Annotated in this window: 17 protein-coding genes and 1 pseudogene; 10 read left to right on the top strand and 8 right to left on the bottom strand. The window is 65.0% G+C overall.

What is annotated here, in order from left to right:
* Positions 1 to 92 precede the first annotated feature (92 nt).
* Both N181_RS10645 and hemC read right to left on the bottom strand, forming a co-directional pair.
* Positions 93 to 803, bottom strand: a complete 711-nt coding sequence (locus N181_RS10645) for a uroporphyrinogen-III synthase (protein WP_037393854.1) — start codon at positions 801 to 803, stop codon at positions 93 to 95.
* A gap of 3 nt (positions 804 to 806) precedes the next feature.
* Positions 807 to 1,736 (bottom strand): hydroxymethylbilane synthase, encoded by a 930-nt coding sequence (hemC, locus tag N181_RS10640; RefSeq protein ID WP_037393857.1) that lies wholly within the window; start codon positions 1,734 to 1,736, stop codon positions 807 to 809.
* 175 nt (positions 1,737 to 1,911) lie between these two features.
* Between hemC and tsaD the strand changes: the two genes are divergently transcribed.
* The 9 genes and pseudogenes from tsaD (at position 1,912) to N181_RS10595 (ending at position 9,097) form a co-directional block, all read left to right on the top strand.
* Entirely contained in the window at positions 1,912 to 3,006 is a 1,095-nt protein-coding gene (gene tsaD / locus N181_RS10635) for a tRNA (adenosine(37)-N6)-threonylcarbamoyltransferase complex transferase subunit TsaD (protein ID WP_037393860.1), read from the top strand.
* Positions 3,007 to 3,016: 10 nt separating this feature from the next.
* Entirely contained in the window at positions 3,017 to 4,018 is a 1,002-nt protein-coding gene (locus tag N181_RS10630; protein WP_060563368.1) for an NAD(P)H-dependent glycerol-3-phosphate dehydrogenase, read from the top strand.
* A 34-nt stretch (positions 4,019 to 4,052) separates the two neighbouring features.
* Positions 4,053 to 4,346, top strand: a complete 294-nt coding sequence (locus tag N181_RS10625) for a YciI-like protein (RefSeq protein WP_014330126.1) — start codon at positions 4,053 to 4,055, stop codon at positions 4,344 to 4,346.
* Between the two features lie 7 nt (positions 4,347 to 4,353).
* Positions 4,354 to 4,785 (top strand): EVE domain-containing protein, encoded by a 432-nt coding sequence (locus N181_RS10620; protein ID WP_014330127.1) that lies wholly within the window; start codon positions 4,354 to 4,356, stop codon positions 4,783 to 4,785.
* 30 nt (positions 4,786 to 4,815) lie between these two features.
* Positions 4,816 to 5,469: pseudogene (locus N181_RS10615) on the top strand (class I SAM-dependent methyltransferase); the annotation flags it as partial.
* Positions 5,470 to 5,788: 319 nt separating this feature from the next.
* Positions 5,789 to 6,319 (top strand): 50S ribosomal protein L19, encoded by a 531-nt coding sequence (gene rplS, locus N181_RS10610; RefSeq protein WP_014330129.1) that lies wholly within the window; start codon positions 5,789 to 5,791, stop codon positions 6,317 to 6,319.
* 127 nt (positions 6,320 to 6,446) lie between these two features.
* On the top strand, positions 6,447 to 7,256 hold the full coding sequence (locus N181_RS10605; protein WP_014330130.1) for a basic amino acid ABC transporter substrate-binding protein: 810 nt from the start codon (positions 6,447 to 6,449) through the stop codon (positions 7,254 to 7,256).
* A 21-nt stretch (positions 7,257 to 7,277) separates the two neighbouring features.
* Entirely contained in the window at positions 7,278 to 8,099 is an 822-nt protein-coding gene (locus tag N181_RS10600; RefSeq protein ID WP_014330131.1) for an amino acid ABC transporter permease, read from the top strand.
* Positions 8,100 to 8,350: 251 nt separating this feature from the next.
* Positions 8,351 to 9,097: a sulfite exporter TauE/SafE family protein gene (locus tag N181_RS10595; protein WP_014330132.1), complete on the top strand. Its 747-nt coding sequence runs from the start codon at positions 8,351 to 8,353 to the stop codon at positions 9,095 to 9,097.
* Here N181_RS10595 and trmD read toward each other — a convergent pair.
* The 6 genes from trmD to N181_RS10565 form a co-directional block, all read right to left on the bottom strand.
* A complete protein-coding gene (gene trmD, locus N181_RS10590; protein ID WP_037393864.1) occupies positions 9,079 to 9,801 on the bottom strand; it encodes a tRNA (guanosine(37)-N1)-methyltransferase TrmD in 723 nt (240 codons plus the stop codon). The two genes, N181_RS10595 and trmD, sit on opposite strands and share 19 nt — an antisense overlap.
* A 10-nt stretch (positions 9,802 to 9,811) precedes the next feature.
* Entirely contained in the window at positions 9,812 to 10,375 is a 564-nt protein-coding gene (gene rimM / locus N181_RS10585) for a ribosome maturation factor RimM (RefSeq protein WP_037393867.1), read from the bottom strand.
* Between the two features lie 124 nt (positions 10,376 to 10,499).
* Entirely contained in the window at positions 10,500 to 10,874 is a 375-nt protein-coding gene (gene rpsP / locus N181_RS10580; RefSeq protein ID WP_037455907.1) for a 30S ribosomal protein S16, read from the bottom strand.
* 37 nt (positions 10,875 to 10,911) lie between these two features.
* Positions 10,912 to 11,247: a chorismate mutase gene (locus N181_RS10575; RefSeq protein WP_014330135.1), complete on the bottom strand. Its 336-nt coding sequence runs from the start codon at positions 11,245 to 11,247 to the stop codon at positions 10,912 to 10,914.
* Between the two features lie 12 nt (positions 11,248 to 11,259).
* A complete protein-coding gene (ffh, locus tag N181_RS10570) occupies positions 11,260 to 12,816 on the bottom strand; it encodes a signal recognition particle protein (RefSeq protein WP_037393883.1) in 1,557 nt (518 codons plus the stop codon).
* 283 nt (positions 12,817 to 13,099) lie between these two features.
* Entirely contained in the window at positions 13,100 to 13,576 is a 477-nt protein-coding gene (locus tag N181_RS10565; RefSeq protein ID WP_014330137.1) for a MarR family winged helix-turn-helix transcriptional regulator, read from the bottom strand.
* Between the two features lie 129 nt (positions 13,577 to 13,705).
* Here N181_RS10565 and N181_RS10560 point away from each other — a divergent pair, with 129 nt between their 5' ends.
* Positions 13,706 to 14,704, top strand: a complete 999-nt coding sequence (locus tag N181_RS10560) for an MBL fold metallo-hydrolase (RefSeq protein WP_014330138.1) — start codon at positions 13,706 to 13,708, stop codon at positions 14,702 to 14,704.
* Positions 14,705 to 14,798: the final 94 nt, after the last annotated feature.

The following is a 14,798-nucleotide window of genomic DNA, read 5'->3' as shown; positions in this document are numbered from 1 at the left end:
CTGCACCTCGTTTTTGAGGCATTTGCCTTAGATGACCTCGCCGATGCCCCGGACGTCAGCGGAAAATCGGCGTCGTCTTTGCTGATCCCGTCTCAAAGGAGGCCCAACAGGCGATCCTCGTCGGGTGCCGCTGCAACGTCGGCTGCAGCGCTGGTGGGCAGCACGTCTTTGACGGACGCGCTCAGGCAAAGGTAACGTGCGGAAAAGCCGGCGCAATCAAGGCCGCTTTCGCCGATGAGCGCGACAAGACGCCGAGCCGTCTCGCGCGAATAGAGCAGCACCGCGTCGAACGGGCCGGACTGAACGAGAGCGGGCAGCGTTTCCGGCGCGTGGTCGATCGCGACCATCCGGTAGCACTCGACGGTGACGTGATCGATCGCCCGCTCACGGAGCGCGTGCTCGAAACCGTCGGCGCGCGGTAAGCCGGCGAAATAAAGCAGTGATCCCGTCTCCGGTTCGAGGAAGCCCGCAACTGTCTCCGCAAGCGCTTCGCCCGTTCCGGCCCCGACGCGGATATCCTTGAAGCCGAGATCGGCGGCGACGCGCGCCGTCGCAGCGCCGACGGCGAAAAGCGGTGTCGCGAGATGCGCCTGAAGATCGGGACCGAGCCCGGCCAGAACACGGACGGCCTCGGCGCTGGTCACGGCAATCGCGTCATGAGGCCGCTCGAAGCCGGCGCGCACTGCGGCGACAAAATGCTGCGCCTGCATCAAAGGCAGGACGACCGGCTGGTGCCCCATCGCTTCAAGCTTCAGCGCCGTTCTGTCGGCTGCCGGTTGCGGGCGGGTGACGAGCACGTGCATCGCTCAGGTCCAGCTCGAAAAGAACCCCGGTCCGGCCTTGACGCGGATCTCCTCACCGGCCCTGCGCCCAAGCTCCGTCGCATCCGCCGCCTTGCCGTCGATTTCGACACGATGCGAGGTGGTGCCGTCGGGCGTCAGGATCATCCCCGAGAAGCGGATATGCGTGCCGTCCGACTGGGCATAGCCGGCAATCGGCGTGCGGCAGGAGCCGTCGAGCGTTGCCAGGAAGCCGCGCTCGCAGGCGACCGCCTCATGGGTGCGCGGGTCGTCGATGGCGGCGAGCAGTGCGTTGACGCGTTCGTCGCCGACGCGGCTTTCGATGCAGATCGCACCCTGGGCCGGCGCCGGCGGAAATTCCTTGGGGTCGAGCAGTTCGGTCGGCACGTCGGTCATGCCGAGCCGTTTCAGCCCGGCAAAGGCAAGCAGCGTGCCGTCGACTTGGCCTTCGGCGAGCTTGCGCAGCCGTGTTTCGACCTGGCCGCGATAGGTGATGACGTTGATGTCGGGCCTCAGCCGGCGGATCAGCGCCTGGCGCCGCAGCGACGACGAGCCGACGGTGGCGCCCTCTGGCAGTTCGACGAGCCTCGGTGCGGTGCGGCCGACGAAGGCGTCGCGAATGTCCTCGCGCGGCAGGAAGGCGGAGAGAAACAGGCCGTCGGGCAGCTTGGTCGGCATGTCCTTCGAAGAGTGGACGGCGAAGTCGAGGCCGCCCGAAAGAAGCTGCTGCTCGAGCTCTTCGGTGAACAGGCCCTTGCCGCCGATCTCCGCGAGCGGCCGGTCGGTGATCCGGTCGCCCTTCGTCGAGAGCACGACGACCTCGAACATTTCCGGCGACAGCCCATGGGCGGCGGCCAGGCGGTCGCGCGTCTCATGGGCCTGGGCGAGCGCCAGCGGGCTGCCGCGCGTGCCGATGCGGAAAGGTTTTGTTTGCATCCTTGACCATCCGTTGTTACTGCATGGTTCCTTAAATCGGAACGGGTTTAAGGAAAAACCATGCAGCACTTCAAAGCGTTACAGCGTCCTTTGTGCGTCTGAGAGACGCGCGGCGCTGTACAAGTTCCGTGTACCCAGCTTTCTGGGTGTCCGCAATCTTTGAGTATACCACGTCATGTCCCCGCCTTTGCGCATCCTCGGCATTGAGACAAGCTGCGATGAAACCGCGGCTTCCGTCGTGCTGCGCGATGAAGAAGGGGCCGGTCGGATCCTCGGCGACGTGGTACTGAGCCAGCTCGAAGAGCACAGCGCCTACGGCGGCGTCGTGCCCGAGATTGCCGCGCGCGCCCATGTCGAGGCGCTCGATACGCTGATCGAGGAAGCGCTGCTGCGCGCCGGTGTCACGCTTGAGGAGATCGACGCGATCGCCGCGACGAGCGGTCCCGGGCTGATCGGCGGACTGATCGTCGGCCTGATGACCGGCAAGGCGATCGCCCGGGCGACCGGCAAGCCGCTCTATGCGGTCAACCATCTCGAAGGCCATGCGCTGACGGCGCGGCTGACCGACGGGCTCTCCTTTCCCTATCTGATGCTGCTCGTCTCGGGCGGCCACACGCAGCTGATCCTGGTCAAGGGCGTCGGCGACTACGAGCGCTGGGGCACGACGATCGACGACGCGCTCGGCGAGGCCTTCGACAAGACGGCGAAGTTGCTCGGCCTGCCCTATCCGGGCGGTCCGGCCGTGGAGCGAGCGGCCCGAACGGGCAATCCCGAACGCTTCGACTTCCCGCGGCCGCTCGTCGGCGATGCCCGGCTCGACTTCTCCTTCTCCGGGCTGAAGACGGCGGTGCGGCAGGCGGCGCAATCGCTGGAACCGGTCAAGGAACAGGATATCGCCGACATCTGCGCCTCGTTCCAGCGCGCCATCGCGCGGACGCTGAAGGATCGCGTCGGCCGCGGGCTGAAGCGGTTCAAGGCGGACTATGCGTCGGTCGATCAGCCGGCGCTTGTCGTTGCCGGAGGCGTAGCCGCCAACCAGACGCTGCGGGCGACGCTGCAGGCGCTCTGCGACGCGCACGGTTTCCGGTTCATTGCACCGCCGCTTGAGCTTTGCACCGACAATGCGGCAATGATCGCCTGGGCAGGCGCCGAACGGCTGGCGGCAGGCCTGCCGGCCGACGGGCTCGATGTCCCACCGCGTTCCCGCTGGCCGCTCGACACCCGGGCACAGGCATTGATCGGCTCCGGCAAGCGCGGCGCCAAGGCATGACGGACAGAAGATGAGTGATAATCCAACGATCGCCCCCAAGATCGTCGTCGTCGGTGCGGGCGCCTTCGGAACGGCGCTTGCGGCGGTGGCGGCGGCAAGTGCCAGTGCGAATGTGACGCTGCTGTCGCGGCGCGAGGAAGTGGCGGCAGAATGCCGCCTGACCGGCCGCAACGAAAGGGCCTTGCCCGGCATCGCGCTTCCGGCCGGTCTTGCCTTTTCCTCCGAGCCCGCCGCGCTCGGCGGAGCCGATATCGTGCTTTTCGCCATGCCGTCGCAGGAGCACCGGGCGGCGGCGCAGCAATACGGCGCAGCGATCGGCGCCGATGCGACGATCGTCACCTGCGCCAAGGGGATGGAACAATCGACCGGCCGGCTCCTGACCGAACTGCTTGGGGAGGAATTGCCTGGCCACCGGATCGGCGTTCTCTCCGGACCTGGTTTTGCCGCCGACATCGCCAAGGGCCTGCCGACCGCGATGGTCGTCGCCGCGCCCGACATGGCCGTTGCAACGCAACTGGCCGAGGCGCTCTCCGGACCGACCTTCCGCCTCTACCCGTCGACTGACCGCATCGGCGTTCAGCTCGGCGGCGCACTGAAGAATGTGCTGGCGATCGCCTGCGGCATCGTTGAAGGCGCGGGTCTCGGCGACTCGGCCCGTGCAGCGCTGATCTCGCGCGGGCTTGCGGAAATGTCGCGTTTCATCGCCGCGAGAGGCGGCGAAGCCGATACGGTGCGCGGCCTGTCGGGGCTCGGCGACCTAGTGCTGACGGCGACCAGCCACCAGTCTCGCAACCTGCGCTTCGGCATTGCGCTTGGAAAGAACGGCCGCGCCGACGGGCGCGGCGGCGAGCTTGTCGAAGGCGCCTTCGCCGCGTCGGTGGCGGCGCGGGTGGCCGGGGATCTCGGCATCGAGATGCCGATCACCGAGGCCGTCGCCGCCATCATCGACGGCAAGCTCGACGTCCGCACCGCTCTCGAACAGCTGATGTCGCGGCCGATCACCCAGGAATGATCGCCACCCAGCAATAAATTCTTCAGGAGGAACCATGCTCTTCGCACTCATCTGCACGGACAAGCCGGGCGCCCTGCAGCTCCGGCTCGATACGCGGCCCGACCACCTCGCCTATCTCAACGACCTCAACGCCAACGGCATCCTGAAGATTGCCGGTCCCTTTCTCGGCGATGACGGCAAGCCGACCGGCAGCCTGGTGATCGTCAAGGCCGAGACGATCGACGATGCGAAGGCGATCGCCGAAGCCGACCCCTATGCAAAGGCGGGCCTGTTCGCCAATGTCGAGATCAAGGCCTACAACTGGGTCTTCAACAATCCGGAGGCGTGAGGGGGCGATGGCGCACTGGCTCTACAAATCCGAACCGAATAAATGGTCCTGGCAGATGCAGAAGGACGCCGGCGCCAAGGGCACCGAATGGACCGGCGTGCGCAACTATCTCGCCCGCAACAACATGCGGGCGATGAAGATCGGCGACAAGGGCTTCTTCTACCATTCCAACGAAGGCCTGGACATCGTCGGCATCACCGAGGTCTGCGCCCTGTCGCATCCGGATTCGACGGCCGAGGGTGACGCCCGCTGGGACTGCGTCGATATCCGCGCCGTCACGGACATGCCGCGCCCGGTCTCCCTGAAGGAGATCAAGGAAAACCCCAAGCTCGCCAAGATGTCGCTGGTGACCTCGATGCGCCTTTCGGTCCAGCCGGTGACCGAGGAGGAGTGGATCGAGGTCTGCCGCATGGGCGGGCTCGACAATCCGCCGAAGTAACCTTTCGGATCACGCCCTGAGCCTCCAGTCTTGAAAACCGATCCGGAAAGCTTCATCCGCGCCAATACCGGCATCCTCTCGCCGCCACACGTGCCGGAAGTCCGGCTGTACTTGGCGAGCGAGGCGCATGATCTGTGGCTGAAGACCGAGGAGGAACTGGAGGCGATCGGCCTGCCGCCGCCCTTCTGGGCCTTCGCCTGGGCCGGCGGTCAGGGCCTCGCCCGCTATGTTCTCGATCATCCGGAAACAGTGCGTGGCCGCCGCGTCGTCGATTTCGCCTCCGGCTCCGGTCTCGTCGCCATTGCCGCCATGCTGGCCGGCGCTGCAGAGGTTCTCGCCGTGGATATCGATCCGTGGGCCGAAACTGCCGTGCGCCTCAATGCGGAACTGAATGACGTTCCGGTCGGCTTCCTCGGCGAGGACATCATCGGCCGCGAGCGCGCCGCCGACGTCTATCTCGCCGGTGACGTCTTCTATGACAAGGGCTTTGCCGATCTGCTTCAGCCATGGTTCGACGCGCTCGCGCGTGCCGACGCCTCGGTGCTCGTCGGCGATCCGGGGCGGGCCTATTGCCCGCGCCAGCGGCTGACGGCGCTTGCGACCTATGAGGTCCCGGTCACAAGGGCGCTTGAGGACAGCGAAGTGAAGCGGACGACCGTCTGGCGGTTCGGGGCCGGTGATGGCGGTTGGATAGATAGGGCTTCTATTCGAGGGGCACTTGGGAGTCTGAAAAGGCGCTCGCGCTCCCGCCATACCGTTCCGCGAATTCTGAGATTCCGAATGGAATGTCCGCCGGCGCGGGTGATCGGTCGAGAAAAACCGCGATCGGGGATGACAAGCCGCCTCGTTTGGTGTATGTGCCGCCCCGGTTCGGGTTGTTGCCCGTCGACCACCAACAAAGAATGGTGAAACCGCTCCTGCCTGGAAAGGCAAGGCCCGAAGGAAACCGACGGGCCGGCCGAGAGCGCTCTGGCTGTTTCAGAAGAAAGCAAAGGTTAAACCGATGAACATCATTGAGCAGCTGGAAGCCGAACAGGCCGCCAAGATCGCCGCCAAGCGCACCCTTCCCAATTTCTCCGCCGGCGACACCGTCCGCGTCAACGTCCGCGTTGTCGAAGGCAGCCGTACCCGCGTCCAGGCTTACGAAGGCGTCTGCATCGCCCGTTCCGGCGGCGGCCTCAACGAGAGCTTCACCGTCCGCAAGATCTCCTACGGCGAAGGCGTCGAGCGCGTATTCCCGGTTTACTCGCCGCTCGTCGAAAGCGTCGAAGTGGTTCGCCGTGGTAAGGTTCGTCGCGCCAAGCTCTACTACCTGCGCGACCGTCGCGGCAAGTCGGCTCGTATCGTCGAGAACACCGGCACGCGCGCCCGCAAGCTGAACGAAGCCGAGCGCCAGGCCGTTGCCGAGGAGAAGGCACGCATCGAGGCTGAGAAGATTGCCGCCGCCCAGGCACTCGCCGCCGAGAAGGCAGCCGCCGAGGCCGCCGAAAAGGCAGCCGCCGAAGCAAAGGCAGCGGAAGCCGCCGCGGAATAAGATTTCAAATCCTCGGATTTACGGAAAGGCGGCCTCTTGGCCGCCTTTCTTTTTTAGTACTATCTGCTTGTCTTCCCGACGAAATTCGTGACATTTTCGGTCGCCACTATTTTCGGGAGCTCCTCCAATGACAATCCGCCGCCACGTGCTCGCGGGCATCGCCGCTGCCCTCGCTGTTCCCTTCGCATTTTCCGCGCCCGCAGCCGCGAGCGACCTGCCGGACCTCGGCGGCAAGACGGTGGTCGTCGTCACCGAGAATGCCTATCCGCCGCTGCAGTTCGTCGACCCGAAGTCCGGTCAGGCGGTTGGCTGGGAATATGACGCGATGAACGAGATCGCCAAGCGGCTGAACTTCCAGGTGGAGTACCAGAACACCAGCTGGGATGCGATGATCCAGTCGGTTTCCGATGGACAGTATCAGATCGGCATGACCGGCATCACGATCAAGGATGACCGCAAGGAGAAGGTCGACTTCTCCGATCCCTATATGCGCTCGCAGCAGTTCATGCTGGTGCGGGCCGACGAGACGCGTTTCAAGGATGCCAAGAGCTTCGCGGCGGTCGAAGACGGGCTTGTCGGCGCTCAGCCCGGCACCTCGCCCTTCTACACGGCAGTCTACGAAATCCTCGACGGCAACGAGCAGAACCCGCGCATCAAGCTGTTCGAGACCTTCGGAGCCACGGTGCAGGCGCTGAAGGCCGGCGACGTCGATCTGGTGCTGACCGACAGCGTCGCCGCCAAGGGCTATGTCGATGCCTCCGAAGGCAAGCTCAAGGTCGTCGGCGAGCCGCTCGGCACCGAGGACTTCGGCTTCATCTTCCCGAAGGGATCCGACCTCGTGGCGCCGGTCAACGCCGCCATCAAGGCGCTGAAGGACGACGGCACCTTCGACGCGCTCAACAAGAAATGGTTCCTCGACTACAAGATGGGCGGCTGATCGCCAGGTCCTGACCCTACAATGGCGCCGGTGCAATCATCCGACACTTCCGAGAAGGGCGACTATCCCTGGTGGCTGGTCGCCCTTCTCGTCATCGCCGTGGCGCTCGCCGCGGTCATCGTCACCAACGAAATCTTCACCCAGGTCTTCACCGTTGTCCTCAAGGGCCTCGGCGTCACCGTCTTCGTGACGCTGGTCGGCTTCGCGCTGGCCACCGTGCTCGGCCTTGGCGTCGCGCTGATGGCGCTTTCGGAGCGCGCGGCACTGCGCCAGGTGGCGCGCTTCTACACCGAGGTCATCCGCGGCGTGCCGATCCTCGTGCTGCTCTTCTACATTGCCTTCGTCGGTGCGCCGGCGCTGGTCGTGACCGTGAACTTCCTGGCGACGCCGCTGATTACCTGGGGCTTTATGGAGCCGCTCGTCGTGCGTGACATCTCGCTGATGTGGCGGGCGATCATTGCCCTGATGATCGGATATTCCGCCTTCATCGCCGAGGTGTTCCGCGCCGGCATCCAGTCGGTAGACAAGGGGCAGGTGGAGGCCGCCAAGGCGCTGGGGCTGACGCGCTACCAGCGCTTTCGCCTCGTCGTTTTTCCGCAGGCGATCCGCGTCATCCTGCCGCCGCTCGGCAACGACTTCGTGGCGATGGTCAAGGATTCCTCGCTCGTCTCGGTGCTCGGCGTCGCCGATATCACGCAGATGGGCAAGGTCTACGCCTCCGGCTCGTTTCGCTTCTTCGAGACCTATTCGATCGTCGCCTATGTCTATCTGATCCTGACGATCGGCCTGTCGCTGGCGCTCCGGGGACTCGAGCGGCGGCTGAGAAGGGCTGAGAGGCGGTAGATTCCGTATTCCCCTCGTAAACCCCCTCCCCAACCCCTTCGCCTTGTGGCGGCTACTGCATGTTTCCCTAAATCGTAGCCGATTTAGGGACAAAAACATGCAGCAATTCAAAGTGCTACAGCGTCCTTTGCGCGTCTGATAAGACGCGCGGCGCTGTAGCGGGAAGAGGTTGGGAGGGGTCCAACCTGCCGCGGGCTTGCGGACGATTGCTCCAGCCGTTATCCCGAAGCCACGCGGATACGAGGACGGCCATGACTATTTTCCAGGCGTTGTTGCTTTTTGTTGCGGGATTCCTGTCCGGCGCCGTCAATGCCATTGCCGGCGGCGGCACGTTTCTCACCTTCGGGGCGATGACGCTTGGCGGCGTGCCGCCGATCGTCGCCAACGCCACGTCCTCGATCGTCCAGTTTCCCGGCTACATCACCTCGGCGCTCGCCTATGCCAAGGAGATCCGCGCCGACCGCAGGAACGCCATCCTCCTCGGCGTCATATCGGCGATCGGCGGGCTCGCGGGCGCGCTTCTCCTGCTTTCGCTCTCCAACCCGTCGTTCCGCGCCATGGTGCCCTGGCTGCTGATCGCCGCGACGGCGATCTTCGCCGCGGGCCCTCTCCTGAAGCCGAAGGCTCGCAGCGACGAGCACCGGATCGGCCCGCTCGGCGCCGCGAGCCAGATGGCGACCTCCGTCTACGGCGGCTTCTTCGGCGCCGGCATGGGCATCATGATGCTGGCGGTGCTCGGGCTTGCGACCGGCGGCAGCTACCACCGCTTGAATGCGCTGAAGAACTTCATCTCGATCGTCATCGCGCTGATCGCCATTCTCGTCTTCGCGGCGGGCGGCGTCGTTTCCTGGCTGCATGCGACGATCATGGTGCCGGGTGCGGCACTTGGCGGCTATTGCGGCGTCTGGGCCGCGCGACGCGTTCCGCAGGCGGTCATTCGCTCGATCGTCGTCGCCGTCGGCCTGCTGCTCGCCGCCTATTACTTCTTCACCGGCTGAGCCGGATCACGCTTCAAATCCTGATTATGCTCCAGCAGATCGGGGCGGCGCTCCGCCGTCAGCCGCCGCGCTTCGGCCTCGCGCCATTTGGCGACGGCACCGTGATTGCCGGAGGTCAATACCGCCGGGATCTCTTGGCCCTCGAAGAGCTGCGGCCGCGTGTAATGCGGGTGTTCGAGCAGCCCGCCCTCGAAGCTCTCGTGCAGGCCGGACAATTCGTTGCCCATCACACCCGGCAGGATACGGACAATCGCGTCGAGCACGACGAGCGCCGCCGGCTCGCCGCCGGAAAGGATGTAGTCGCCGATCGAGACCTCTTCGAGATTACGTGTGTCGATCACCCGCTGGTCGACGCCTTCGAAGCGCCCGCAGACGATGACGATGCCGGGGCCGGCGGCGAGCTCGCGCACGCGGGCCTGCGTCAGCGGCCGGCCGCGCGGGCTCATCAGCAGGCGGGGCCGGTCCTCATTTGCCGAGACGTGGTCGATAGCACGGGCGAGCACATCCGGCTTCAGCACCATGCCGGCACCGCCGCCGGCCGGCGTATCGTCGACGGTGCGGTGCTTGTCCTCGGCGAAATCGCGGATCTGCACGGCCTCGATCGACCATTGGCCGCGCTCCAGCGCCTTGCCGGCCAGCGACACGCCGAGATGGCCCGGGAACATCTCCGGGTAAAGCGTCAGGACCGTCGCGCGAAAGGGCATCGCCTGCGGCTCACTTGCGCTTCGTCGGGAATTGCTTGTCCAGGCTCTCGTCCTTGTCGTCGACGAGGCCTGCGGCGACCGGATCGACCAGCAGCTTGCCGGCCTCGAGATCGATTTCCAGCACCGACCATTCGGTGAACGGGATCAGCACCGGCCGGCGGCCAGGCCCCTTCAGCTCGAGGAGATCCCCCGCGCCGAAGTCGAACACGCCCGTCACTGAGCCGTAGCTCTTGCCCGTGCCGTCGACCGCTTCGAGGCCTTCGAGATCCGCATAGAAGAATTCCTCCTCGTCGAGATCGTCGTCGGGGAGGTTGTCGCGCTCGATGAACAGCTCGAGGCCGTTCAGCGCTTCGGCCGCCGTGCGGTCGTTGATGCCGCGAAAACGGACGATGACGACGTTCTTCGCCTCACGGATTTCCAGCACCTCGAAGACGCGGCCGTCGTCGCTGTGCAGATTGCCGTAATCGCCGAGCGCTGTCGGATCGTCCGTAAAGGATTTTACCCGCACTTCGCCGCGCAGGCCTTGCGCCGCGCCGATCGTCGCCATCAGGATAGGGTTTTCGAGCTTCGTCATTTCGGCATCCAGCTGAGCGGGTGCTTCCGCGCGCCCGATCCTGCTCCAATTCTTTGAAGGTGCACATAAAGCAAAACGGGCGGCATGAAAATGCCACCCGTTTGCCACACCGTTTTGACGGTTCTTATTCCGCGGCAGTTTCCGCCGCGGCAGCGGCTGCGTCTTCAGCCTTCTGCTTGGCTTCAGCGGCACGTTCCTGTGCCTTCTTGCCGGGCTGTGCCTTGGTCGGGTTGCTGCGAGCCGGGCGCTTGGCAAGGCCGGCCTGGTCGAGGAAGCGCAGGACGCGGTCGGTCGGCTGGGCGCCCTGGGCGATCCAGTGGCTGACGCGCTCGGCATTCAGCTCGATGCGCTTCTCGTCGTCCTTGCCGAGCATCGGGTTCCAGGAACCGATCTTCTCGAGGAAGCGGCCGTCACGCGGGCTGCGCGCATCGGCAACGACGATCTGGTAGTAGGGACGCTTCTTGGAACCGCCACGGGCGAGACGAATTTTCAGTGCCATTTCAGTTACTCCTTGCAGGCTTTCTTGACCGCTTCGTTCAAGCGGAACGGGTGGTGCCGGCGCTGCCCGCGGGCTGCGAGCGATCGGCGGCGATGGCTTCATGATGCCGGATGACTTCCTTGATGATGAAGTTCAGGAACTTCTCGGCGAAATCCGGATCCAGATTGGCATCCTTGGCCAGGTGGCGAAGGCGTTCGATCTGGTATTCTTCGCGCGCCGGATCGGCCGGCGGCAGCTTGTGCTTGGCTTTGAGAACGCCGACCGCCTGGGTGCAGCGGAACCGTTCGGCCAGCATGTGGACGAGCGCGGCATCGATGTTGTCGATCGACTGCCGATAGCCCGCCAATTCTTCTTTGATCTCGGGATCAAGCATTCGTCGCGATCCTCACTTCTTCTTGGGGAGGCCGGGAAGGCCCGGGAAACCGCCACCGAGGCCGGGCAGACCGCCTCCAGGCAAACCGCCACCGCCGAGGCCCGGAAGGCCGCCCGGCTTGCCGAGACCGGCGGCTTCCGCCTGCTTCTGCAGCGCTTCGAGCTGTTTCGGGTCCATCTTCGACAAGTCCGGCATGCCGCCGCCCATTCCCCCGAGGCCCATCTTGTTGGCCAGGCCGCCCATCATCTGCTTCATCATGCCGCCTTTGCCCTTGCCGCCCATCATCTTCATCATGTCGGCCATCTGGCGGTGCATCTTCAGCAGCTTGTTGATGTCGGCCGCGTCGGTGCCGGAGCCGCTGGCGATGCGCTTCTTGCGCGAATGCTTGAGCAGATCCGGATTGGCGCGCTCCGCCTTGGTCATCGACGAGATGATGGCGAGCTGCCGCTTGAACAGCCTGTCGTCGAGGCCGGCGGCGGCCATCTTGTCCTTCATGCCGGCCATGCCCGGCATCAGTCCCATGATGCCGCCCATGCCGCCCATCTTCTGCATCTGGCCCAACTGGTCGGCGAGGTCGTTCAGGTCGAACTTGCCCTTCGCCATCTTGGCGGCCATGGCGGCCGCCTTTTCGGCGTCGATGTTCTCCGCCGCCTTCTCGACCAGCGAGATGATATCGCCCATGCCGAGGATGCGGTCGGCGACGCGGCGCGGATGGAACTCCTCGAGCTCGTCCATCTTTTCGCCGACGCCGATCAGCTTGATCGGCTTGCCGGTAACGGCGCGCATCGACAGCGCCGCACCGCCACGGCCGTCGCCGTCCATGCGGGTCAGCACCAGACCGGTAATGCCGACGCGATCGTCGAAGCTGCGGGCGAGGTTGACGGCGTCCTGGCCGGTCAGCGCATCGGCGACGAGCAGGATCTCGTGCGGATTGGACTTCCGCTTGATCTCCGCCATCTCGATCATCAGCGGCTCGTCGATATGGGTGCGGCCGGCGGTGTCGAGGATGACGACGTCATGGCCGCCGAGCTTCGCCGCCTGCACGGCGCGCGCGGCAATGTCGGTCGGCGACTGGCCGGCGATGATCGGCAGAGTGTCGACACCGGTCTGGACGCCAAGCTGGCGCAATTGCTCCTGCGCGGCCGGCCGACGTGTGTCGAGCGAGGCCATCAGGACCTTTTTCTTGTCCCTGGTCGTCAGCCGCTTGGCGATCTTGCCGGTGGTCGTCGTCTTGCCCGAGCCCTGCAGGCCGACCATCATCACGACGACGGGAGCCGGGGCATTGAGATCGATCGTCACGCCCTCGGAGCCGAGCATGGCGATAAGCTCGTCGTGGACGATCTTGACGACCATCTGGCCGGGCTTGATCGATTTCAGGATTTCGGCGCCGACCGCCTTCTCGCGAACCTTTTCGGTGAAGGAGCGCACGACGTCGAGCGCGACGTCGGCTTCGAGCAGCGCACGGCGGACCTCCCGAAGCGCCGCGGAAACGTCAGCTTCCGACAGGGCGCCGCGGCCGGTCAGTCCATTCAATATGGAACCAAGACGGTCCTGGAGGCTCTCGAACATTCGCTCTTCCTTCTGGTTTCCGGTTGCGCCAATGGCTCAGCCGGAAACGTGGGTTCCTTCGCGCGGAAAACAAGGCGCAAAGCCAAAAACCACCCGAGGGCGCAACGCGCTGTCGGGTGTTGACCTCCGGGCTCTCTTTATACCTTTGCGGGGCCTGGTCGGCGGCTTCGAAGTCATCACTTGCGAAGGAATTTGCCGCGATAAACAGGAAAGCGACCGAAAAGTCAAGTTAGGAGGCAGCACCTGGGGCAATGGCCCGGCTTAGGAGCCTTGGCGACCCGCGTCACGGGCCATCCTGCGCCTCGCCCGCCTGCCGGGCAAGCACCGCGAAGGCGGTATCGATCCGCGCCAAGACTCGCAGCGCCACGACCACCTCGGTCTGGTTGATATCGCCGAGCACCGCATGCAGCATTTCGAGTTCGCGCCGATGGACGGCATCGAAGAGATCCCGGCCGGCTGGGCTCGGCGCGCAGAAATAGGCCCGCCGGTGCTCCGGATTGGGCTTTTTCTCGATCAAGCCCTTGCCGATCAGGCCGGCGGCGATGCGCTGCACGAACTGGCGCTTCATCGACAGCCGCCTGGCGGCCTCCGGCACCGTCAACGGCGCCTCGCAGATGAGTTCCAGCACGGCGCGCTCGGCAATGGTGATCCCGGCGCCCTCGAGCATCTTCTCGATCGTCCTGCTGACGTTGAGATGCACCGGACGGACGAGCTTGATTGCCTTGTAGAGGCGCTCCTGTTTGTCGAATCGGACCAGCATCCGGGCATGATAGCAATCGAGTTGCCATTCTCAAGAAATTCTTAACCGATATCGACCTGACCCTGTGATCGGGCGTGGCAGTGCCTATCTTTCTCGCACAAGAGAGGCGTTCGACGGCTTGGGGCGACGATGAGCAAAGGCGGCAACCGCTATTACAACGGACCCGTTTCGGACCATTTCGACGGCGTTCGCTTTTTCAATCCCGGCGGCATGGCACCGCGCGGCCTCGCGCACCTGCTGCGCTGGCAGTTCGGCGGCAAACGCGTGCGATGGCCCGGGCGCTACGACAGCCCCTTCCTCGAGGTACGGCCTGAACTCAGCGTCGACGGAGACCGTCTGCGGGTGACCATGGTCGGTCACGCAACGCTTCTGATTCAGGTGGCGGGCATCAACATCCTCACGGACCCGGTCTGGTCGCACCGGGCGAGTCCCTTCGCCTTCGCCGGACCGCAACGCCGCAACGCACCCGGTATCCACATGGACGACCTGCCGCCAATCGACGTCGTGCTCGTCACCCATAATCACTACGACCATCTCGATCTCGACACGCTGAGCACGCTCAATGCCGAACATGCGCCGCATGTCGTGACGCCGCTCGGCAACGACACGATCATCCGCCGCGCCGCAGCGAACGCAGAGATATCCGTGGTCGATTGGGGCGATCGAATCGAATTGGGCGACGGGATCGTCATCCATGCGGAGCCCTGTCACCATTGGTCGGCCCGGGGCACGCGAGACCGTCGCATGGCGCTCTGGGCGGCCTTCGTCATCGAGACGCCGGCCGGCAGGATCTATCATATCGGCGACACCGGCTTCCACGGCGGCATCAACTATCGCGCCGCCCGCGACAAGCACGGCCCCTTCCGCCTCGCCAACCTGCCCTTCGGCTGCTACGAGCCGCGCTGGTTCATGGAAAGCCAGCACCAAAATCCAGAAGAGGCAGTGATGGGCATGATCGCCTGCGGCGCCGACCATGTGGCGGGGCACCATTGGGGAACCTTCCGCCTGACCGACGAGGGCATTGAGGAGCCGCTTAGAGCCTTGGAGGCCGCATTGGACGAGGCAGGCATCGAACGAAAGCGATTCCGGCCGCTGCGGCCGGGCGAGGTATTCGACGTCCCCTCCTGAGCGGAACGACACCGGCACTGGTAATTTCCGGGCTTTTCCGCCATATACAGCCCGAATGAAAGGTGCCTCCCGGCTCGGGGGCCGGGTTTGGACA

The sequence above is a fragment of the Sinorhizobium fredii USDA 205 genome (assembly GCF_001461695.1).
Lineage (GTDB): Bacteria > Pseudomonadota > Alphaproteobacteria > Rhizobiales > Rhizobiaceae > Sinorhizobium > Sinorhizobium fredii.
Note: the sequence above shows the minus strand (reverse complement) of the source record. Positions and strands in the feature narration are given on the sequence as shown.